The following is a 19,749-nucleotide window of genomic DNA, read 5'->3' as shown; positions in this document are numbered from 1 at the left end:
GTCCCTCCGGGCCGGATCTTCTTCGGGACATCTCTCTCCATGCCGAAGAATCTCCTTTCCATCTCGCTATCCGGACGAGAGGAAAGGCGTCAATCGGAGAGGGAGCGCATCTATCGGGACATCGTGTGACGTGTCGCTCTCCGTCCCCGTCCGGATGCACTCGGTATGAGTCGCGTCACCGAGCGGTCATGGACTCGTCCGCGGCGCCGTCCGTCCGGTAAGAAGGACCCTTACACCCCTCATCCGGGGCTCAGGGCGCGTTGTGCGGCGTGCCCGAGCGGCTGCCCGACAAGGCGGCTGCGGTGCCTCCCCACCCCTCCTCAACCGGGAGCGGCCACCCTCAAATGAAACAGACTTAAGGGGTCAACCCAATGGCAGCGGAGATCGTCAATCCTCGCAATGACAGCGGTACGGAAGGAGCTCCCGAAGAGCCCTTCGATCCTGTCTTCGCCCTCCACCGGGGCGGCAAGATGGCCGTGCAGGCCACCGTCCCCCTGCGGGACAGGGACGACCTGTCCCTCGCGTACACGCCCGGCGTCGCCAAGGTGTGCACCGCGATCGCCGAGCAGCCCGAGCTGGTCAACGACTACACCTGGAAGTCCCAGGTCGTCGCGGTCGTGACCGACGGCACGGCGGTGCTCGGCCTCGGCGACATCGGCCCGGAGGCATCCCTCCCGGTCATGGAGGGGAAGGCCATCCTCTTCAAGCAGTTCGGCGGCGTGGACGCGGTCCCGCTCGCCCTCGCCACCACCGACACCGACGAGATCGTCGAGACCGTCGTCCGGCTCGCCCCGTCCTTCGGCGGAGTGAACCTGGAGGACATCTCGGCCCCGCGGTGCTTCGAGATCGAGCGCAAGCTCCAGGAGCGCCTCGACATCCCGGTCTTCCACGACGACCAGCACGGCACCGCCATCGTCACCCTCGCCGCCCTGCGCAACGCGGCGAAGCTGACCGGCCGGACCCTCGGAGACCTGCGCGGCGTCATCTCCGGCGCCGGCGCGGCCGGGGTCGCCATCGCGAAGTTCCTCCTGGAGGCCGGTCTCGGCGACGTCTGCGTCGCCGACCGCAAGGGCATCGTCAGCCGCGACCGCGAGGACCTCACGGACGTCAAGCGCGAGATCGCCGAACTCACCAACAGGGCCGGCCTGACCGGCTCCCTGGAGAGCGCCCTGGCCGGCGCGGACGTCTTCATCGGCGTCTCCGGCGGTACGGTCCCCGAGGCGGCGGTCGCCGCCATGGCCCCGAACTCCTTCGTGTTCGCCATGGCCAACCCGAACCCCGAGGTCCACCCCGACGTCGCGCACAAGTACGCGGCCGTCGTGGCGACCGGCCGTTCGGACTACCCGAACCAGATCAACAACGTCCTCGCGTTCCCGGGCATCTTCGCCGGCGCGCTCCAGGTCCGGGCCTCCCGGATCACCGAGGGCATGAAGATCGCCGCGGCCGACGCGATCGCGGACGTGGTCGGCGACCAGCTCGCCGCCGACTGCGTCATCCCGTCGCCGTTCGACGAGCGGGTCGCCCCGGCCGTCGCGGCCGCGGTCGCCGCCGCCGCCCGCGCCGAGGGCGTCGCCCGCCGCTGACGCGTCTCCGGCGCCGGGGCCGGTATCCGTACGTGTGCGCGTACGGGTACGGGTTCCGGAACCGGACCGGCGACGGCGCGGTGCGGGTACGGCCGCCCGCACGCCGGAGGGCCCTGTTCCGATCCGTTCCGCGGATCGGGGCAGGGCCCTTTCGGGTACGCGGGGCCCGGTCCGGCCGGAGGCGCGGCCCGGCCGCCCGGACGGGCGCATGGGCGGACGGGTGCCGGGGTGGTCCGGGCGCGCGTCAGGGGTTGTCCGGGTGTGTGCCGTCCGGGTCTCCGGGCGCGTGGGGCCGCACCGGGCCGGCCGTTCGGGGCGGACGGGCGACACGGGTCACACCGGAGGGCGGTTCCCCCGTCGGCCCGCGGCCCCCTAGGGTCGGGGCCATGTTCGCTGCCTATGCTGCCCGAATCGATCGTGACCAGCCGCTGAACGGACTTGAGTTGGGCGAACGCCCCGCGCCCGGCGCACGGGACGGATGGACCACCGTCACCGTCAGGGCCGCCTCGCTCAACCACCACGACCTGTGGTCGCTGCGCGGGGTGGGGCTGCCCGAGGAGAAGCTGCCGATGATCCTCGGCTGCGACGCCTCGGGCATCGACGAGGACGGCAACGAGGTCGTCCTGCACTCCGTGATCGGCCAGACGGGTCACGGCGTCGGCCCGGACGAGCCCCGGTCCATCCTCACCGAGCGCTACCAGGGCACCTTCGCCGAGCAGGTGACCGTCCCCCGCTGGAACGTGCTGCCCAAGCCCGCGCAGCTCTCCTTCGAGGAGGCCGCCTGTCTGCCCACCGCCTGGCTGACCGCCTACCGCATGCTCTTCACCAACGCCGGGGTACGGCCCGGGGACTCGATCCTCGTGCAGGGCGCGGGCGGCGGCGTGGCCACCGCCGCGATCGTCCTCGGCAAGGCGGCCGGCCTGCGGGTCTTCGCCACCAGCCGGGACGAGGCGAAGCGCGAACGGGCCGTCGAGCTGGGCGCCGTCGAGGCGTACGAGCCGGGCGCGCGGCTTCCCCGGCGGGTGGACGCGGTCATCGAGACCGTCGGCGCCGCGACCTGGTCGCACTCGGTCAAGTCGCTGCGTCCGGGCGGCACGCTCGTCATCTCGGGCGCCACGAGCGGGGACCGCCCCTCGCACGCCGAGCTGACCCGGATCTTCTTCCTGGAGCTGAAGGTCGTCGGCTCCACGATGGGCTCCAAGGACGAGCTGGAGGACCTGCTGTCGTTCTGCGCGGCCACCGGCGTCCGGCCGGTGATCGACGAGGTCCTGCCGCTGGACCGGGCCAGGGAGGGCTTCGAGAAGATGGCCTCCGGCGAACTCTTCGGAAAGATCGTGCTCACGACCTCTTGATGTGCCGTCGGGCCGACTGATGGGATCTCCGGCACCGCGAACACACCGTCGTGCCGGAGGTTTCCCGTGCTCCCCGTGGTTCCCGCACCCCCGTCGTCTCCCCCGCCCTCCCCGCGCCCCTCACGCCGCGCGCTTCCCGTCCGCCGCTCGATCCTGGCGGCGGGCGTGGTCCTCGCCGCCCTGCTCGCCCCCACCACCGCCCATGCCGGCGCCACCGCCACCGCTCGTGCCGGCACCGCCGCTCGTGCCGGGGAGTCCCCGGCGGACGGGATACCGGTCCTCACCGACGACCGCGGCCGCGTCCTCACCCTGCGCGGCTGGAACGTCGAGGACAAGGCGAACCGCGGCGACGCCGCCCTCTCCGCCGTCACCGAGAAGCACTTCCGCGACATGCGGGCCAAGGGCTTCAACTTCGCCCGCCTCCTGGTCTTCTGGGACGACCTGGAACCCCGGCCCGGCCGGTACAGCCAGGATTACCTGCGGAAGATCGGGCGGATCCTGGACTGGGCCGAGAAGCACGACGTCAAGGTCCTCCTCGATGCCCACCAGGACGTCTTCGGCCCCGCGTTCGGTCACCGCGGCATCCCCGCCTGGGCGACCAGGACCGACGGGCTGCCCTTCACCCCGCGCCCGGACGACTGGTTCTCCGAGTACTTCGAGCCCGCCGTCCAGCGGGCCTTCACCCACCTGTACGAGGACGAGGACCTCAGGCGCGCCCAGGCCCGCATGTGGCGGCTGCTCGCCGACCGCTTCGGCGACCATCCGGCCGTTCTCGGCTACGACCTGATCAACGAGCCGATGGGGGAGGTCCGGGAGGGCGAGGACCTGGCGACGGCGGCCCGGCGCATCGAACGGGACCAGCTCACTCCCCTGTACAACCGGCTCGCGGACGCCGTCCGCCGGGCCGACCGCGACGCCTGGATCTTCGTCGAACCGACTCCGATCGTGGGCGAGGGCGTGCCCACCGGGCTGGGCCGGATCCACGACCCGAAGGTCGTCTACGCCCCGCACTTCTACAACACCGGCATGGAGGCGGGCGCCGACTACGACCCCGCCGCCGGCTGGATCGAGACCTACGAGCGGGCCGTCACCCTGTACCCCAAGGAGTACAAGGTGCCCGTGGTGGTGGGGGAGTGGGGCCCGCTCAACAACACCCTGCCGCACATGAACCGCTTCTACCGCGAGGCGATGGCCTCCCTCGGCCGGTACGGCTCCGGCTGGGCGGGCTACGTGTGGTGCTACGGCGGCGGCTACTGCGCGGTCGACGGCTCCGGGGCCTTCCGCACCAACAAGGAGCTGACCGCCGAGCCGTACGCCGAGGCGGTCGCGGGCCGCATTCGCTCCACCGCGTACGACCGGGAGGCCGGGGTCTACCGCCTGTCGTACGACGCCGCCGGGCCGCGCGGCTCCCGGGTCACCGAGCTCTCCCTGCCGCCCGGCGACTGGCGGGTGACGGCCGGGGGCGCGGCCCTCGTCCTCCGTGAGGAGAAGGGCAGGGCCCGGGTCCTCGCGGCCCCGGGCGCCCGGGTGACGGTCACGGTCACCCGGCGCTGACCCGGGGCCCGGCCGGTCTCCTCACTTCTTCGCTCCGGGGCGCAGCAGGTCCGTGATCCGGAGCGCCGCCGCCGAGAGGTGGCGACGGGTCTCGGCCAGCTGGTTCCCGGACACCCCGTGGTCGCGGGCCGCGTCCCGGATCTCGTCGCGGAAGCGGTCGAGGAGCCGGTCGAGGTCGCGCACCGGGTCACCGGTGCCCTCCGTGTCCCGCGCCCACTCCGGCACCTCGCCGGCCCGGCCGTCGGCGGGAGCGTCGGCCGGGACCGTCGTGGACGGCGGCTCCGGCGCGGTGGTCCCCGGGGCGGCGGCCTTCGGGTGGGTCGTGCCCGTCACCAGGTCACCGAGCTGGGCCGTGATGGTGGAGACGCCCTCCCAGACCCCCGTGGGCCAGTCGCCCCGCGAGAAGCGGTCCTGGACCTCTTTCTGGACCTGCTGGGCGATCCGCTGGAACTCCTTCGCCTGGTGGCGCGCCGACCGGGCCTCCTCGTGGGCCTCGCGGGCCTGCCGCTTCCACTCCTGCTTGATCCGGTGCAGCTCCTCCTTGGTGTCGGCGAACGAGGAGGTCTCGGGCGTCCGGGCCCGGCCGGCCGCCGCGCGCATCTCGCTGCGGACCCGGCCGGCCGCACCGCGCACGTCGTCGCGGATCTCCGCCGCCAGCTCCGACACCGACTCGCGGATCTCCCGCTCCAGGTCGTCCAGTTCGGCGCCGCGCCCGGCCAGTTCGGCACGGCCCGCGTCGGTGATCGAGTAGACCTTCCGGCCCCCCTCGCTGGCGTGGGTGACGAGGCCCTCGGCCTCCAGCTTGGCCAGGCGCGGGTAGACCGTGCCGGCCGAGGGGGCGTACAGCCCCTGGAATCGCTCCTCCAGGAGCCTGATCACCTCGTAGCCGTGGCGGGGCGCCTCGTCGAGCAGCTTGAGCAGGTAGAGGCGCAGGCGGCCGTGGGCGAAGACGGGCGGCATGTCAGAGCACCTTTCCGGTCGGGGAAGCGGGGGAAGCGGGGGAATCCGGGGAAGGCGTGGAGGAAGCGGCGGTGTAGGCGTCCTCGTCCGACTCGGGCCGGCGGAGCAGGGCGATGGAGCCGGAGAGGGTGGTGGCCTTGAGCGTGCCCCGGCCCGAACCGAGGGTGCCGGTGACGGTCTTGGCCCCCCACTGGCCCCCCACGCGCAGGTCCTCGAAGGCGTTCGACACGGAGCCGCTCGTGGTGCTCGCCTCGACCCGGGCGTCGGCCGGGTGCGGAAGCCGGACGGCGACCTCGCCGGAGACGCTGGTGAGCCGGATGTCGGCGGGCGGCCCGTCGAATCCGGCCGGGCCGAGGTCGACCACCATGTCGCCGCTGACCGTCTCCGCCTTCACGGAGCCGCCGGCGCCCTCGATCACCGTCACGTCCCCGGTCACGGAGTTGGCCCGCAGGGGGCCCGTGACCGACTGCGCCTCCAGGTTCCCCGAGACGCTCTCGGCGCGGACCGGGCCGGAGAGGCCGAGGAGGGTGGTGTCTCCGCTGACGCCCCGCACCTCCGTACGCCCGCCGACGCCGGAGACGACGGCCTCGGCGCCGACCACGCCCACCTCGACGTCGGTTCCCGCGGGGACGGCGACGGAGACGACGGCCCGGCGCCGGTGCTCCTTGCGGTCGAGCCACTTGAGGATGTTCTTCCAGTGGAGGTCCTCGTAGCTCACGGTCAGGGTGGAGCCGTCCTGCGTCACGATCAGCGGCGGGCCCTCGATCTCCGAGATCTCCACGCGGGCGGAGTCCTCGTCCGTCCCCACCACGTTCACCGTGCCGTTGACGATGCGGACCCGCAGGCGCGTCACGGGGTCGGTCGGCGTCAGTTTCGTCGGCTCGGTGACGGACCACTCTGTCATGGTGCTGACCTCCCGTATCGGCGGTGCGACATATCGCGTTTCTCGATGGACACGATATATCGCGGTTCGGTGAAGTCAACCCCGACTCTTCCCTGAGGCGGGAGGGTCAATCACCCCTTCAAGCGGGTGAACTGTCCTAGTTTGGGGACATGAACGCGACGTCCGGACCGAGCCCCGCCGGGGCGCTGCTGCTCTGCCGTGCCGATCCCCCGGCGGCCAGGCCCCCGGCCCGGCTGCTCCGGGAAGAAGTGCTCCTCACCCCCGCCGGCGCGGGCTGGAGCGTGCTCGTACCGGAGGGGAAGCCCTGGCTGCACGGCGGGGAACCCGTCGAACGGGTCGTCACCGGCTGGGCGACCGCCCTCGCCGTCTCGGCCGTCGCCTGGCCCGTCGTCGCGCTGTGGTGGGACAGCGACCGGGCCGGATTCACCCTCGCCGCCGGTTTCCGCCGCACGGTCGGCTACACCTGGCTCGCGGACGGCACCCCCGTCGGCGAGGACGAGGCCATGCGCACCTTCGCCGCCCGGCTCGCCCTCGACCCCGTCCTCGACGTGCAGGCGCTCGAACCGCTCACCGAGCCCGACCCGGAGGCCGACGCCCACCGCAGGCTCGTCGGGGTCGTCGCGGTCCTCGCCCGCACCGGACTCGACCTGCCCGCCGGCCTCACCCCCGGCGACAGCGCCGACCGGCTCCGCTCCGTCGCCCTCGCGCACGGGGCCGAGCCGCTCGGAGGGCCCGCCGACGGTTCCTCCTCCACCCGGACGAGACCGGGGGTCCGGAGGAGCGACGCCGTGCGCGCCGAACTCGACGCGATGGAGGAAGGGCCCCTCGGCTCGTACCCGCGCGGCCCCGGGGCGCGCCTCCTGGGCGGGGCGCAGCTCGTGGCGGGGGTGCCGCTGCTGCTCTGGGGAGCCGCCCGGCGCAGCGGCGGATGGGCGACGGCCGGTGCCCTGCTCGTCGTCCACGGCGCGCTCGGACTCGCCTGCGGCCGGCTGCGGGAGCGGTGACCGCCGGACTCGCCTGCGGCCGGCTGCGGGAGCGGTGACCGCGAGCCCCCGGACCGTGCCCGCCGGCACGCGGCGGCGGCCGTACGGCGGGGAAGCCGTCATCGCCGCCCGGCGCGTCCGGCGGGTGCCCGTTCGCCCCTACTCGTCCTCGTCCTCGTCGTCCAGACGGGCCAGCCAGGTCGCGAGGCGCTCGACGGGCACCTCGAAGTCGGGGTTGAGGTCGACGAACGTCCGCAGCTGCTCGGCGAGCCACTCGAAGGTGACCTCCTCCTCGCCTCGCCGCTTCTCCAGTTCCTCGATGCCACGGTCGGTGAAGTACATGCGATCAGGATAGGTCGTGGCCCCACCGTCCCCGCCGTCCCCCTGTCGCCCGTCGGACCCACCGATTAGCCTTCTGGATCCAACATCGCTTCGGGGAGCGGGGGCCGCTGTGGCACATGGGATCGCTCGGATTCGGCTGGAGGACGGCACGCCCGTGTGGGCCCGGGTCCGCGACGCGGAGGAGCTCGGCAGGGGCGGCGGGTTCCAGGACACCGGCGTCAGGGACCGGGTGGTCTCGATGGCCGGGGGGCTCACGGACATCGTGCGCGGGGTGGTCGGCTCGCTGCGCGCCGGGCTCGAACCCCGGGGCCCCGTGGAGGTCGCCGTCAGCTTCGGCATCGAACTGTCCGCGCAGTCGGGCAAGGTGATCGGGGTCCTCGCGGACGGGTCGGGCACCGCCTCCGTCAACGTCTCCCTCACCTGGACCGAACCGGGACCGGGAGCCGCACCGGGAGCCGCACCGGAAAACGCGCCGGAAACCGGAACGCGCCCCGCCGCCACGGGCACCGGCGCCGCACCCGCGCGCCGGACGCCGGACGCGCCCCCGGCGCCACCCGTGCCCCCCGCCCCGCGCACGCCCCCGGCCGTCCCGCCGCCCCGCACCCCGGACGCGGAGGACACCTCCCCCGACAGCGCTCCGCGCGCGCGTCCGGCGGCCGACGGGCCGGCATGAGCGCCTTCGACGCTCTCGTGCGCCCCGCACTGGTACGCATCGCCGCGCCCGGTGACGGGTATGACCCGCACGGCGACCGGTACTGGGGCACCGGCTTCTTCATCGCCCCCGGCTGGGTGCTGACCTGCGCCCATGTCGTGGCCGAGGGGGGAAGCGCGGTGTGGAGGAGCGAGCCGGCCGTCGGCATCACGTGGGAGGACGGGAAGAAGACCCACGAGGCCACCGGCACCGTCGTGCTCGCCCTGCCGCGCCCCGACCGCCCCGAGGACCCGCCCGACCGGTGGGCCTTCCCCGACGTCGCGCTGCTCCGGGTGCCCGGCACGCAGAAGGCGTCCTGCGTGCGCCTCGGCGAACGCCCGCCCGTCCCGCCGGCCGCCGTCGGCCTGCACGGCTGGTCCCGGGAGACCGGCGAGCTCGGCGTCCGCCACGTCCGGGGCACCCTGATCGGCAGCGACGGACAGGCCCTCGTCACCGACTGGGTCATGCCCGTCGAGGGCTGTTCCGGCGGCCCCGTCGTGGACCTCGCCCAGGGCGCCGTCGTCGGCCTCAACAAGGGACGCGGGCGCGACGGCGGCGCCGTCGTCCCCGTCACCGCCCTGCGCCGGCTCCACGACCTCCCCGGGGGCGAGGCCATGGGCGAGGCGCTGCGCGCCCACGACCGCCACCACCTCGCCCGGTACCGCTCGCTCGACGACCGCCCCGACTGGACCCGCGCGCAGCGGCTGCTGCCCGTCCCCCACGGCGTCAGCCCCGGTCTGCGCACCCAGCTGTACGGACACTTCGCGGAGCTCCCCGCCCCCACCGCGCCCGGCGAGATCATGGACCTGATCGACCGGGTCAAGGCGTGGATCAGGGACGACGACCTGCCCGACGCCCTGGAGGACGACCCGCGCACCTGGAGCGAGGGCGCCGGACTCCTCCGGGGCCTGCGCACGCCCCGCGGGGACGGCGTCCGCGACCTCGACCTCGACGCCGTCCTCCTGTACGCGGCCCACGTCGTCCGGCACGTCTCCGAGCGGTACGGCGAGCGGGCCGACACCACCGCCCTCACCCGCTGGATCGTCGACGAGTCGGGCGACGCCGACCGCCACCTCCGGCGCGAGATCCAGGGGCTCGTCGGCCCCGGCCGCCGGACGCCCCTCTCCGTACGCGAACCCCGCGCGCGTGCCGACGTCCTCCTGGAGATCGACACCCCCCGCTACGACCGGCGCTACCCGTGGCGGGTCAAGCTCCTCCTGGACGGACACACCGTCAGCCCGCTCCACTGCGACGACCGGGGCGTCGAGCGGGCCGCGCTCCGGGAGACCCTGCGCGAACCGCTCGCGGACGCCCTGCGGCGCGGCGACAGCGGGCCGCACCTGGCGGCCGTGGAGGCGGTGCTGCCGCGTGAACTCTTCGACGAACCCCTCGACACCTGGCGGCTCGAACCGCCCCAGGGGCCCGAGGACGCCTGGGCGACCACCCTCGGACAGCGCCGGATCGTGGTCATCCGCGACGCCCGCCGCCACGGCCGCGAACCGGCCCCCGAATGGCGCGAGCGCTGGGCGGCGGGAGAGCGCGGGCCGCTGCGCGCGGTTCCGCTGCGCGCCGAGGTGCCCGGCGCGGGCCCGGACGCCCACACCGCCCGCGTACGCCGGGAGACCTGGGCGGAGACGTACGACCGGCTGCGCGACGCCGAGGGCGGCGCCGTCCCCGTCCACTGCGGCCCGGTCGGCAGCGGCGACGGGCTCATGGCCATGAACGCGGCCCTGGCCGCCGGCCATCCGCTGGCCCTCTGGCGGACCGGCGCCCACGACCACACCGACTGCGCGGAGTTCCACGAGCGGGCCGACCGGCTGCTCGCGGACGCCGCCACCGCCCGGGGCGTGTGCGGCCCGGTCCGCTCCCTGCGCACCCGCGCGCCGGACCGGGCGGCGGGACCCGAGGCACGGGCCGCCTACGCGTGGGCCGAGAACATCGCCGTCCTCCTCGACCCGCCCGACCGGCCCCCGCACGGCGGACGCCTGGAGGCCCCGCCCCTGCTCGGCGAGGGGGAACAGTGACCGCGGCGAACAGCGGGACGACGGCACCGCGATCCGTCCGGAACGGGCACCGGCAGGGACCGCCCCCGGACGGTACCTTCGACGGGCCCGGCATCGACACCACAGCCAGGAGGAGTCCATCGTGAACGATTGGCGGATCTACCGTGGTGCCGGTCTCCCGCACGACGGGATACGGCGCCTGCCCGCCCCGCCGCCCTGGCGCGACTTCTCGGCTGGTGGCGCGGACGACACCCTGGCCGGTTCCGACCGGAGGCTCGGCGTCCGCCGCAGGCTCGTCCAGAACCACCACCCCCGGCCCGCCGAGACCGACGCGGTCAACGCCGCCCTGTACCTGCGGCGACCGCTCCTCGTCACCGGCAACCCCGGCACCGGCAAGTCCACCCTCGCCCACGCCGTCGCCCACGAACTGGGCCTCGGGCGCGTGCTCCGCTGGCCGATCGTCAGCCGCACCACCCTCCAGGACGGCCTCTACCGGTACGACGCCATCGGCCGCCTCCAGGACGTCCAGCTGGAGCGCGCCCGGCCCGAATCGACCGGCTCCGCCGCCGCGACCCCGGCCGGCATCGGGTCGTACATCCGGCTCGGACCGCTCGGCACCGCGCTGCTCCCCTCCGAACAGCCCCGCGTCCTGCTCATCGACGAACTCGACAAGAGCGACCTCGACCTGCCGAACGACCTCCTGAACGCCCTGGAGGAGGGCGAGTTCGCCATCCCCGAGCTGGAGCGGCTCGCCGACCGGGAGCCCGTCGTCGAGGTCCTGAGCGACGACGGGCGCAAGGTGCGCGTCCTCGGCGGCCGGGTCCGCTGCACCACCTTCCCCTTCATCGTCCTCACCTCCAACGGCGAGCGGGACTTCCCCGCCGCCCTGTTGCGCCGCTGCATCCGCCTGGAGCTCGAACCGCCCGGCGAGGAGCAGCTCGGCGCCATGATCGAGGCCCACCTCGGTGCCGAGGCCGCCGCCGGCGAAGGGGAGCGGAACCTCGTCCGGCGCTTCCTCGACCGCGAGCCCGGCGAGGTGATCGCCACCGACCAGCTCCTCAACGCCCTCTACCTGACCCAGCACGCCTCCCGCGCCGAACGGGTCACCAGGGAACGCATCGCGGACATGCTCATGCAACCGCTCGATCAGCCGAGGTGATGACCGGATGCGCCGGCCGCACCTGGAGGAACTCGCCCGCAGACTGCGGGCCGGCGGCCGGGAACCGACCGCCGAGGACATCGCGGACGCCCTCTGGCTGGCCCGCTGGCTTCCCGGGCCCCCACCGGGCACCCCGGACGAGGCCGCGCCGCCGCCCGGGGCGCGCGAGGACGGCGCCGGCGACCGGAACGAGCCGCCGGCGGCACGGGACGCGGACGGTTCCGCGACGAGGGGCGATCCCCCGGGGGAGGCGGGCGGAGGGGCCCGGGAGGACGGGACGGCCCCGGGCGAGGACACCCGGCCCGGCCCCGCCCGCGACTCCGTGGCGCTGCACATGGAGGCCGGGGCCCCCGGCGCGCGCGGCGGCGCGGTGCGCGCGGAACGCGGTGCCGTCCTGCCCGTCCGCGCCCCCGGCGCCAACGCCCTGCCCGGACTCCTCGGCCTCCAGAAGGCCCTGCGTCCCCTGCGCGGCTACGCCCCCGCGCCGCACCGCCCCGGCGAGGGCACCCTGGACGAGGAGGCCACCGCCGAACGCAGCGCCGCCGCCGGCATCCTCACCCCCGTCCTGCGCCCCGCCGCCGGCCGCCGCCCCGACATCCAGCTCCTCATGGACACCGGGCCCGCCATGGTCGTCTGGAGCCGGATGGTCGAGGAACTCCGCCAGGCGTGCCAGCAGTCCGGCGCCTTCCGGGACGTCCAGGTGCACCGCCTGTACGACACCGGCGACGGGCCCCCGCTCGTCACCACCACCTCCGGAGCCGACGGCCGGCCCCGGCTGCGCCCGGTCGACCAGCTCCACGACCCCACGGGCCGCCGGCTCACCCTCGTCGTCAGCGACTGCGTCGGGCCCCTCTGGCAGCGCGGCGCCGCCCAGCGCCTCCTGCGCCAGTGGCCCCGCCACACCCCGCTCGCCCTCGTCCAGCCCCTGCCGCCGCGCCTCTGGCCCCGTACCGCGCTCCCCGCCGAGCCCGGCACCTTCCGGCGCTCCGCGACCCCCGGCGGCCACCCCGCCTTCCGCTCCGACGACGACCCCTGGGCCGCCCCCGACCCCGGCCGCCGCGCCGTCCCCGTCCTCACCCCGACCCCCGAGGCGTTCGACTCCTGGACCCGGCTCCACACCGGCCACGGCGGCGACGCCGTACGCGGCTGGGCCGCCTGGCTCGATCCCGAGACCCCCGGGGCGCGCGGAACGGCCGGCGCGCGCGCCCCCCGCCCGCCGCGCGGCGAGGAAGAACTCCTCCGCTCCTTCCGGGCGGGCGCCTCGCCCGGCGCGCTCCGGCTCGCCGTCCACCTCGCCGCCGCGCCCCTGTCCCTGCCCGTCATGCAGCTCGTGCAGCGCGCCATGCTCCCGGACACCGGCCCCATGGAACTGGCCGAGGTCCTGCTCAGCGGGCTCCTGCGCCGCCTGCCGGGCCCCACCCCGTACCCCTGCTTCAGTTATCCGCCGGGCATCCAGCGGCACCTCCTCGGGTCGCTCGACCCCAGCGCCGCCGCCCTCGTCCTCAAACACTGCTCCGCCTACGTGGAGCGCAATTTCGGCCAGGGCACGCGCAACTTCCCGGCGCTCGCCGCCGCCCGCCTGGCCGGGGCGGAGGCCGGGGAGGCCCCGGAGGCCGGGACCGGGCACGGCCCCGGACGGCCCGCCCCGCCCGACGCGACCGACGAACCCCCCGGCCCCGAAGGCGTCGAGACGGAACTCTTCGCCCGCATCCCCGCGCGCGTGCTCCGCTTCTACCACCCCGACCTGATCACCCCCGACCCGCTCACCGAGGCCCGCCGCCTCCTCGGACAGGGCCGCGGCCAGTCCGACCCGGCCCTCCTCACCGACGCGCGCGAGCGCGCCGAGGCCGCCCTGCCCGCCGAACCCGTCGAGGCCCGGATCGTCCTCGCCCGCGTCCTCCTCGCGGAGGCCGACACCGCGGCCGCCCGGCGCTCCGGCCGGCGCGCGGAACTCCTCGGACGGGCCGCCGACACCCTCGTACGGGCCGGGGAACTGGCCGTACCCGGCGACGAGGCGTGGGCCGAGGCCCGGCTGGAACTCGCCGTCGTCCACCACGCGCTGTGGCGCGACACCGACGACCCCGGCCACCTCGACGCCGCCCTCGCCGCCCTCGCGGAGCCTCCGGAGCGCTGGCCCGGGACCACCCGCCACACCCTCCACCTGCGCCGGGGCCGGCTGCTCCTGGCCCGGGGCGACGGCGACGCCGCCGCGGCGGAGCTCACCGCCGCCCTCGGCCTCCGGGAGAGCGCCGTCGTCCTCCTGGACCTCGCCGACGCCCTGCGCCTCGCCGGGGCCGGGCCGGACCGCGTCGCCCCCGTCCTCGACCGCGCCGAACACCTCCTCGGCGACGGACGCGCCCTGCGGCTCCGCTTCACCACCGCCCGCGCCCGGCTGTACGACGCGGCCGGTGACGGGGCCGCCGCCGACGCGGCGTACGAGGAGGCCACCCTGCTCGCCCCCGCCGACAGCGGACAACGCGGCCTGACCCTGCTGACCTGGGGCGGATCCCTGCTGCGCCGCGCCACCGCCGACACCGGCACGGGCCCCGTCGACCGGGCCGAGGGGGTCCTGCGCGAAGCCCTCACCCGGCTGCCCGCCGACGCGCCCGAACGGGCCGGGGCCCGGGCCCTCATCGGCAGCGTGCTCGCCCTCCGCTTCCACCGGGCCGGTTTCCTGCCCGACCTCTTCGAGAGCCGCCACCTCCTGGAACAGGCCCTGCGGGGCACCGCCGACCCGGGGGAGCGTGCCGAGATCTGGCTGCAGCTCGGACGGGTGAGGCTCGAACTGGCCGAAACGGGACGGGACGGCGTGATCGGCGACGCGCTCGCCGCCTACCGCAACGCGGGGGAGGAGTCCCGCGCCGCCCACGGCGACGATCCGGGCACGGTCACGGGCGCCCGCGCGTTCCACGGGCAGGGAGCCGTCCTCCTCCTGATGGACCGTCCGGGCCGGGCCAGGGCCGCGCTGCGCACCGCCGCCGCACGGTGGAGCCGGCTCGCGGGGTTCCTCGTGGAGGTGGACCGGGCCGACGTGGAGCGGACCAGGAGCCTGCTGGAGGAGGCCGGGAGGACGACGGACGGGGGGCACGGGAGGAGGTCCGACGAGGAGCGACGCGCCGTCATGCCGCCCTGGTGGGCCTGGGGCGGTGCCACGTGAGGGGGTCGCGGGGACGCCGTCCGGCGGGCCCCTCCCGGACGGCCGGACGACGGGGGCGCACATGGCCGCAGTTGAATCGAAAGGGTTTCCGGTCCGGTGGCGTCGGGAAGAACCGCTGCGCCGCTACGACCGTGGGGGACAGGCGCCGGTGAGGAGGAGCCGAGAGTGTTCGAGCGTACGGAGTGGGCGACCGGTGTCGGCCGCGGGGCCGGCCGGCCGCCGCGACTCCCCGACCTCGCCGCCGTTGACCTGCGGACCTTGCGCGTCACCGACGACGCCGCCCTCGGAGCCGCCGTCGAGCACGTGCTGCGGCACCCCTCGGACCTCGTGGTCTCCTGGCCCGAGGACGCCGTCCTCGACTGACCCCGGAGGGCCCTCCGCCGCCCGTCCGCGACCGTCCGGCGCCCGTGCCGACCGATCGTTTCCGGCCGAATGCGCCGCTGGTGACCGGCCGACGGACCCCGCCCCCCGCGGAAGCGGCGGACCGGCTGCCGCGATCACTCGTACGTGCCGCCGGCCCGGAGTTCCCGTCCTCCGTACGCCCTGCCGGCCCGGAGTCCCCGTCCTCCGTACGCCCCGCCGGCCCGGAGCCCCCGCCCCCCGTACGCCCCGTCGGCCGGTCGCCACCCGGGGGCCGGTGTGATCGCCGCGTCGCCGCGGGCCGCGGCCTTCGAGGCGCTGGCGTCCACCCGGCCCGCCGCCGCCGGCGCGGCGTTCCTGCGGTCGGGTGCGCACGCGCGCCGGCTGCTGCTGCTCAAGGCCCTCCTCGTACGGGTGCGGCGCCACCGGGAGGAGATCGCCCCCGCGACCCTGCGCGGCTTCGAGGAGGCGTGGCGGCTCCTCGAACGGACCGAGCGCTCCCACCCCGCCGCCGTCCGCGCCGTCCTCGACTACCCGACCACCGGATCATGGCTCGCCGCCGCCCTGACCGCGCCCCCGGGCCCCGCCCTCGACGGCCACCTCGCCCGCCTGGAGCCGGTCGCCACCACCGCCGCCCTGCGCGCGGGCCGACCGCTCGACCTCGTCGTCCGCGCCCCCGGCGGCGTCCTGTCGCTGCCGGGCGTCGGGAGCGTCCTGACGGGGCCCGGGCCGGTCCGCGTCGCCTCCCGCTCCCACGTCGTGCGCGTCCACGCCGAGGACGCCCCCGGTGCCCCGGCCGCGATCCTCCGGCTCGCCGACGCCCGTTCCGGCACCCTGACCGGCAGCGGCCCCGGCTGGCGCGGCCTGCGCCGGCTGTCCGGCGGAGCCGCCCGCCTGGACGACCTGGACCCGTACCGGGTGCCGCCCGGCGGGGTGGGGACCCCCGCCCGGCACGCGGCCGAGCGCGCCGACGTCGACCACGCCGTCTGGTCCGGACACTGGCGCGCCGCCCGGGACCTGCTCCGGCGCACCGACCGGGAGCGGGCGGCGGAGGTCGGGCGCACGGTCGGCGCGCTCGTGCCCCTGCGCCCGTACGGGCCGCGCTCCGTCGGCGCCACCCTGAGCGTCGCCCCCGGAGCCGTCCTGATGACCCCCTCGGCCGGCGCCTGCGACATGGCCGAGACCCTCGTCCACGAGCTGCACCACAGCAAGCTCTCCACCCTCCACGAGCTGGTCCCGCTCTACCGCCCCGGGGACGCCGCGCTCCACCGGGTCGGCTGGCGCGGCGACGCGCGCCCGGTCTCCGGGGTGTTCCAGGGGGCCTACGCGCACCTGGCCCTCGCCGATCTGTGGCGCCGGGCGCGGGACGCCCCCGGCGCGCCCCGGGCGTGGCGCACCCGGGCCGCGCAGCAGTTCGACCACATCCACGATCAGGTGGGCGACGCGCTGACGATCCTGCTTGAATCCGATGAACTGACGGACGAAGGGCGGGAGTTCGCCCGACACATGCGGCGGCTCCACGCGAGCCTCGGCGCGAGTCCGAAGGCCCGTGGGTAACACTGTGCCCACGGAACATGACACTGCGTTGCGCGCGAGCGGGACGGGAGACGTACAGATGGCGGAACAGCGGTCGGGCGGAGGCGGGGAGAACCACGGCGGCAGGTCCGCCCCCGAGCACGTCCTGGTGGTCTTCCCCGGTTACCACCGCCCCTGGGCGGCCTGGATCGCCCAGCGCCTCGAAGCCCACGGCGTGCGCGCCACCCTCCAGCGCTGGGACCCGCCCCGCGAGGTTCCCCTGGAGGACTCCCTCGGCGACCTGCTGCTCGCCCGCGGACAGGTCCTCCTGGTCCTCAACGACTGGTTCTTCGAACTCGGCCCCCGCCCGGCCGGCGAGTGGAACGACGTCCTGCGCGGCTTCGTCGCCGCCCACGCCGACCGGTTCGCCGCCGTCAACCTCACCAACCGCACCCTGCTCCCCGCCACCGCCGTCCTCGAACCCGTCGGCCTCTGGGGCGTCGGCGAGGAGGAGGCCGAGGCCCGGCTGCTCAGCAGGCTCGCCGTCGAACCCCGCCGCGCGGGCCGCCGCACCCCGCCCGGCACCCCCGCCCGCTACCCGGAGACCCCGCCGGAGATCTGGGGCGACGTCCCGCGCCGCAACCACCGCTTCACCGGCCGCGACGACCTCCTCACCGAACTCCAGGAACGCCTCATGGACGCCGAGCGCGGCAACGCCGCGTGCACCCTCCTGGGCATGTCCGGGATCGGCAAGACCCAGATCGCCGCCGAGTACGCCCACCGCTTCAGCCCCGACTACGACGTCATCTGGTGGGTCAGCTCCGACGACCGCAACGTCCAGCGCGACCGCTTCGGCGAACTCGCCGTCGAACTCTCCCTGCCCACCGGCAGCGAACCGGGCGAACGCATCCGCGCCGTACGGGAAGCGCTCCGCCGCGGCGACCCGCACTCCCGCTGGCTCGTCGTCTTCGACGGCTGGGACGCCACCGAGGGCGTCGAGGTCATGCTCCCGCAGGGCCCCGGCCACGTCCTCATCACCTCCCGCAACCGCGCCTGGCGGGAGCACACCGACGTCCTGGAGATCCCCGGCTTCGACCGCGCCGAGTCCACCGGCTACCTGATGCGCCGCGCCCCGCACATCACCGCCGCCGAGGCCGACGAGGTCGCCGCCGAGTTCGGGGACGTGCCCCTGCCGCTCGTCCAGGCCGCCGCCTGGCTCGGCGAGTCCGGCATGGAGGCCCCCGAGTACCTGCGCATGGTCCGCGAGGGGCGCCTCTCCAGCGTCGACGAGCCCCCGGCCGGCGACGGCGTGCCCAACGCCTCCCTCACCTCCTGGTCGATACTGATCAACCGGCTCCGCCGCGCCCAGCCGCAGGCCATCGACATCCTCAGCCTGTGCGCCTCCTTCGCGCCCGGCCGCATCCCGCTCGGCATCGTCCGCGCCTACCCCCAGGCGCAGCTGCCCGAGGACCTGCGCTGGATGGCCACGGACCTGCCCGCCTGGACCCGCGCCCTCGACACCCTCGTCAACTACTCCGTCCTCACCCGCGAGTCCCGCGGCCCCGTCAACAGCGACGAGATCGGCCCCCACCAGGAGTCGATCCACATGCACCGCCTGGTGCACGACATCGTCTCCCGGCTCACCGACGGCGAGCACCGCGACGCCCACCGCAAGGCCGTCCGCACCCTGCTCGCCGAGGCCGACCCCGGCAACCCCACCGACAGCCGCCACTGGCCCCGCTACTCCGAACTCCTGCCCCACCTCGAACCCTCCGGGGCACTGCGCAGCACCGACCCCCGCATCCAGGTCGCCGTCCTCAACTGCCTGCGGTTCTGCGAGCGCAGCGGCGAGTACAAGGCGGGCGTCCGGCTGGCCCGGCGCATCCGCAACGAGTGGACCTCCTTCATGGACCCGCTGGCCCCGCACATGCAGGAACTGACCACCCTGGAGGGGGACATCCTGCGCCGGTACGGACGCTTCCGCGAGGCGTACGAACTCGACCTCGTCCAGCGCGACCGGCTCGCCGCCGCCCCCGTCAGGGACGAACTCGGCGCACTCCAGACCAAGATCTCCCTCGCCCGCGACCTGCGCTTCCTCGGCCACTACCAGGAGTCCGAGGGGCTCCAGCGCGAAGCCCTGGAGGAGGCCCGGAGCCTGCTCGGCGAGGCCCAGAGCCTCACCCTCGTCGCCCGGCACAACCTCGGCGTGGTCCTGCGCATGCTGGGCCGCTACCAGGAGGCGTACGAGCAGGACGTGGACACCCTCGCCCGCTGCGAGAACATCCTCCGTCCCCGCCACGCCTCCACCCTCAACTCCAACAACGCCGTCGCCCAGGACCTGCGCCTGCTCGGCCGCTACCGCGAGGCACTGGCCCGCCAGGAGGCCAACGTCCGGCTGCACGTCAAGATCCTCGGCCCCCAGCACCTCCACACCCTCTACGCCCGCAGCCAGCTGGCGCTCTGCCGCCGCCGGGAGGGCGGTTTCAAGGAGGACATCGGCGCCATGATGGCCGGTGTCCTCGAACACCTGGAGCAGGCGTACGGCCGCGACCACTACGTGACGCTCTCCGCCGTCACCAACTACGCCAACTTCCTGCGCGAGCACGGCGACCTCGACCTGGCCAGGGAGCTCATCACCGAGGCGGAGGCGGGCTACCGCGCCCTCCTCGGCCCCGCCCACCCGGTCTCCACCGGCGTCCTCGCCAACACGGCCCTGGTGATGCAGGCGTCCGGGGAGCGGACGGCGGCGATGACGATGCTGGAGTCCGCCCTCGCCGGCCTCACCGCCACCCTCGGCCCCGACCACCCCTGGGTGCTCGGCTGCGCCCTCAACGCGAGCGCCGCCCGCAACTTCAACGGGCGCGTGGCCGAGGCCGCGGAGCTCAGCCGGGAGACCCTCCGCCGGGCCCGGCACGCCATGGGCCACGAGCACCCGCTGACCCTCTCCTGCCAGATCGCGCTCGCCACCGACCTGCGCGGCCTGCGCGAGACGGAGGAGGCCGGGAAGCTGGAGGCGGACGCCCTGCTCGCCCTCTCCCGCTCCCTGGGGGCCCAGCACCCGCACACCCTGTCGGCCCGCCAGCGCAACCGGCCCTACTGGGACTTCGAGGCCAACCTCTGAGCACCCCGGAACGCCGGAGGCCCGGCACCCCACCAGGGGTGCCGGGCCTCCTTCCGTACGCGTAC

Annotated in this window: 14 protein-coding genes; 11 read left to right on the top strand and 3 right to left on the bottom strand. The window is 75.3% G+C overall.

Annotation, left to right across the window (positions count from 1 at the left end; all coding sequences use genetic code 11):
* Window positions 1-371 precede the first annotated feature (371 nt).
* The 3 genes from ACFYZY_RS25195 to ACFYZY_RS25185 all read left to right on the top strand — a co-directional run bounded on the left by ACFYZY_RS25195 (window position 372) and on the right by ACFYZY_RS25185 (window position 4,489).
* Window positions 372-1,583, top strand: coding sequence for an NADP-dependent malic enzyme (locus ACFYZY_RS25195; RefSeq protein WP_388698173.1), 1,212 nt, complete (start codon window positions 372-374; stop codon window positions 1,581-1,583).
* A 386-nt stretch (window positions 1,584-1,969) separates the two neighbouring features.
* Window positions 1,970-2,935 carry a zinc-binding dehydrogenase gene (locus ACFYZY_RS25190; protein WP_388698171.1) on the top strand — a complete coding sequence of 322 codons (966 nt, stop codon included), beginning with the start codon at window positions 1,970-1,972 and terminating at the stop codon, window positions 2,933-2,935.
* A 180-nt stretch (window positions 2,936-3,115) separates the two neighbouring features.
* Window positions 3,116-4,489: a cellulase family glycosylhydrolase gene (locus ACFYZY_RS25185; protein ID WP_388698306.1), complete on the top strand. Its 1,374-nt coding sequence runs from the start codon at window positions 3,116-3,118 to the stop codon at window positions 4,487-4,489.
* A gap of 21 nt (window positions 4,490-4,510) precedes the next feature.
* Here ACFYZY_RS25185 and ACFYZY_RS25180 read toward each other — a convergent pair whose 3' ends face one another.
* Together ACFYZY_RS25180 and ACFYZY_RS25175 are read right to left on the bottom strand one after the other, a co-directional pair.
* The gene (locus ACFYZY_RS25180; RefSeq protein ID WP_388698168.1) at window positions 4,511-5,449 is read right to left on the bottom strand and encodes a helix-turn-helix transcriptional regulator; all 939 of its coding nucleotides are present in this window, start codon (window positions 5,447-5,449) and stop codon (window positions 4,511-4,513) included.
* A 1-nt stretch (window position 5,450) separates the two neighbouring features.
* Window positions 5,451-6,353 carry a DUF4097 domain-containing protein gene (locus tag ACFYZY_RS25175; protein WP_388698165.1) on the bottom strand — a complete coding sequence of 301 codons (903 nt, stop codon included), beginning with the start codon at window positions 6,351-6,353 and terminating at the stop codon, window positions 5,451-5,453.
* 149 nt (window positions 6,354-6,502) lie between these two features.
* Here ACFYZY_RS25175 and ACFYZY_RS25170 point away from each other — a divergent pair, with 149 nt between their 5' ends.
* Window positions 6,503-7,357: a hypothetical protein gene (locus tag ACFYZY_RS25170; protein WP_388698162.1), complete on the top strand. Its 855-nt coding sequence runs from the start codon at window positions 6,503-6,505 to the stop codon at window positions 7,355-7,357.
* Window positions 7,358-7,495: 138 nt separating this feature from the next.
* On the opposite strand, the gene ACFYZY_RS25165 is transcribed toward ACFYZY_RS25170, so the two are convergent.
* Window positions 7,496-7,678 carry a DUF6104 family protein gene (locus tag ACFYZY_RS25165; protein WP_003961784.1) on the bottom strand — a complete coding sequence of 61 codons (183 nt, stop codon included), beginning with the start codon at window positions 7,676-7,678 and terminating at the stop codon, window positions 7,496-7,498.
* A gap of 109 nt (window positions 7,679-7,787) precedes the next feature.
* On the opposite strand from ACFYZY_RS25165, the gene ACFYZY_RS25160 reads away from it, so the two are divergent.
* From ACFYZY_RS25160 to fxsT, 7 genes are all read left to right on the top strand, one after another.
* The gene (locus ACFYZY_RS25160; protein WP_388698159.1) at window positions 7,788-8,351 is read left to right on the top strand and encodes a CU044_2847 family protein; all 564 of its coding nucleotides are present in this window, start codon (window positions 7,788-7,790) and stop codon (window positions 8,349-8,351) included.
* Window positions 8,348-10,393: a trypsin-like peptidase domain-containing protein gene (locus ACFYZY_RS25155; RefSeq protein ID WP_388698157.1), complete on the top strand. Its 2,046-nt coding sequence runs from the start codon at window positions 8,348-8,350 to the stop codon at window positions 10,391-10,393. The genes ACFYZY_RS25160 and ACFYZY_RS25155 overlap by 4 nt, the downstream gene beginning before the upstream one ends.
* Before the next feature lie 121 nt (window positions 10,394-10,514).
* Complete coding sequence (locus ACFYZY_RS25150; protein ID WP_388698154.1) at window positions 10,515-11,531, top strand: AAA family ATPase; 1,017 nt, start codon at window positions 10,515-10,517, stop codon at window positions 11,529-11,531.
* Between the two features lie 7 nt (window positions 11,532-11,538).
* The gene (locus tag ACFYZY_RS25145) at window positions 11,539-14,688 is read left to right on the top strand and encodes an SAV_2336 N-terminal domain-related protein (RefSeq protein ID WP_388698152.1); all 3,150 of its coding nucleotides are present in this window, start codon (window positions 11,539-11,541) and stop codon (window positions 14,686-14,688) included.
* 165 nt (window positions 14,689-14,853) lie between these two features.
* Window positions 14,854-15,051, top strand: a complete 198-nt coding sequence (locus tag ACFYZY_RS25140; protein WP_388698150.1) for a hypothetical protein — start codon at window positions 14,854-14,856, stop codon at window positions 15,049-15,051.
* Between the two features lie 276 nt (window positions 15,052-15,327).
* Complete coding sequence (locus tag ACFYZY_RS25135; RefSeq protein ID WP_388698147.1) at window positions 15,328-16,605, top strand: HEXXH motif domain-containing protein; 1,278 nt, start codon at window positions 15,328-15,330, stop codon at window positions 16,603-16,605.
* A gap of 58 nt (window positions 16,606-16,663) precedes the next feature.
* The gene (fxsT, locus tag ACFYZY_RS25130) at window positions 16,664-19,684 is read left to right on the top strand and encodes an FxSxx-COOH system tetratricopeptide repeat protein (protein WP_388698145.1); all 3,021 of its coding nucleotides are present in this window, start codon (window positions 16,664-16,666) and stop codon (window positions 19,682-19,684) included.
* The last annotated feature ends 65 nt before the right edge of the window (window positions 19,685-19,749 follow it).

The sequence above is a fragment of the Streptomyces sp. NPDC001744 genome (assembly GCF_042892575.1).
Taxonomy (GTDB): Bacteria; Actinomycetota; Actinomycetes; order Streptomycetales; family Streptomycetaceae; genus Streptomyces.
The sequence above is the reverse complement of the archived record's forward strand: the minus strand, read 5'-3'. Positions and strand labels throughout refer to the sequence as shown.

Coding starts and splice junctions, on each gene's coding strand:
- ACFYZY_RS25165 (WP_003961784.1), bottom strand. CDS start 7,678: ATGTACTTCACCGACCGTGGCATCGAGGAACTGGAGAAGCGGCGAGGC.
- ACFYZY_RS25155 (WP_388698157.1), top strand. CDS start 8,348: ATGAGCGCCTTCGACGCTCTCGTGCGCCCCGCACTGGTACGCATCGCC.
- fxsT (WP_388698145.1), top strand. CDS start 16,664: ATGGCGGAACAGCGGTCGGGCGGAGGCGGGGAGAACCACGGCGGCAGG.
- ACFYZY_RS25175 (WP_388698165.1), bottom strand. CDS start 6,353: ATGACAGAGTGGTCCGTCACCGAGCCGACGAAACTGACGCCGACCGAC.
- ACFYZY_RS25180 (WP_388698168.1), bottom strand. CDS start 5,449: ATGCCGCCCGTCTTCGCCCACGGCCGCCTGCGCCTCTACCTGCTCAAG.
- ACFYZY_RS25170 (WP_388698162.1), top strand. CDS start 6,503: ATGAACGCGACGTCCGGACCGAGCCCCGCCGGGGCGCTGCTGCTCTGC.
- ACFYZY_RS25195 (WP_388698173.1), top strand. CDS start 372: ATGGCAGCGGAGATCGTCAATCCTCGCAATGACAGCGGTACGGAAGGA.
- ACFYZY_RS25145 (WP_388698152.1), top strand. CDS start 11,539: ATGCGCCGGCCGCACCTGGAGGAACTCGCCCGCAGACTGCGGGCCGGC.
- ACFYZY_RS25190 (WP_388698171.1), top strand. CDS start 1,970: ATGTTCGCTGCCTATGCTGCCCGAATCGATCGTGACCAGCCGCTGAAC.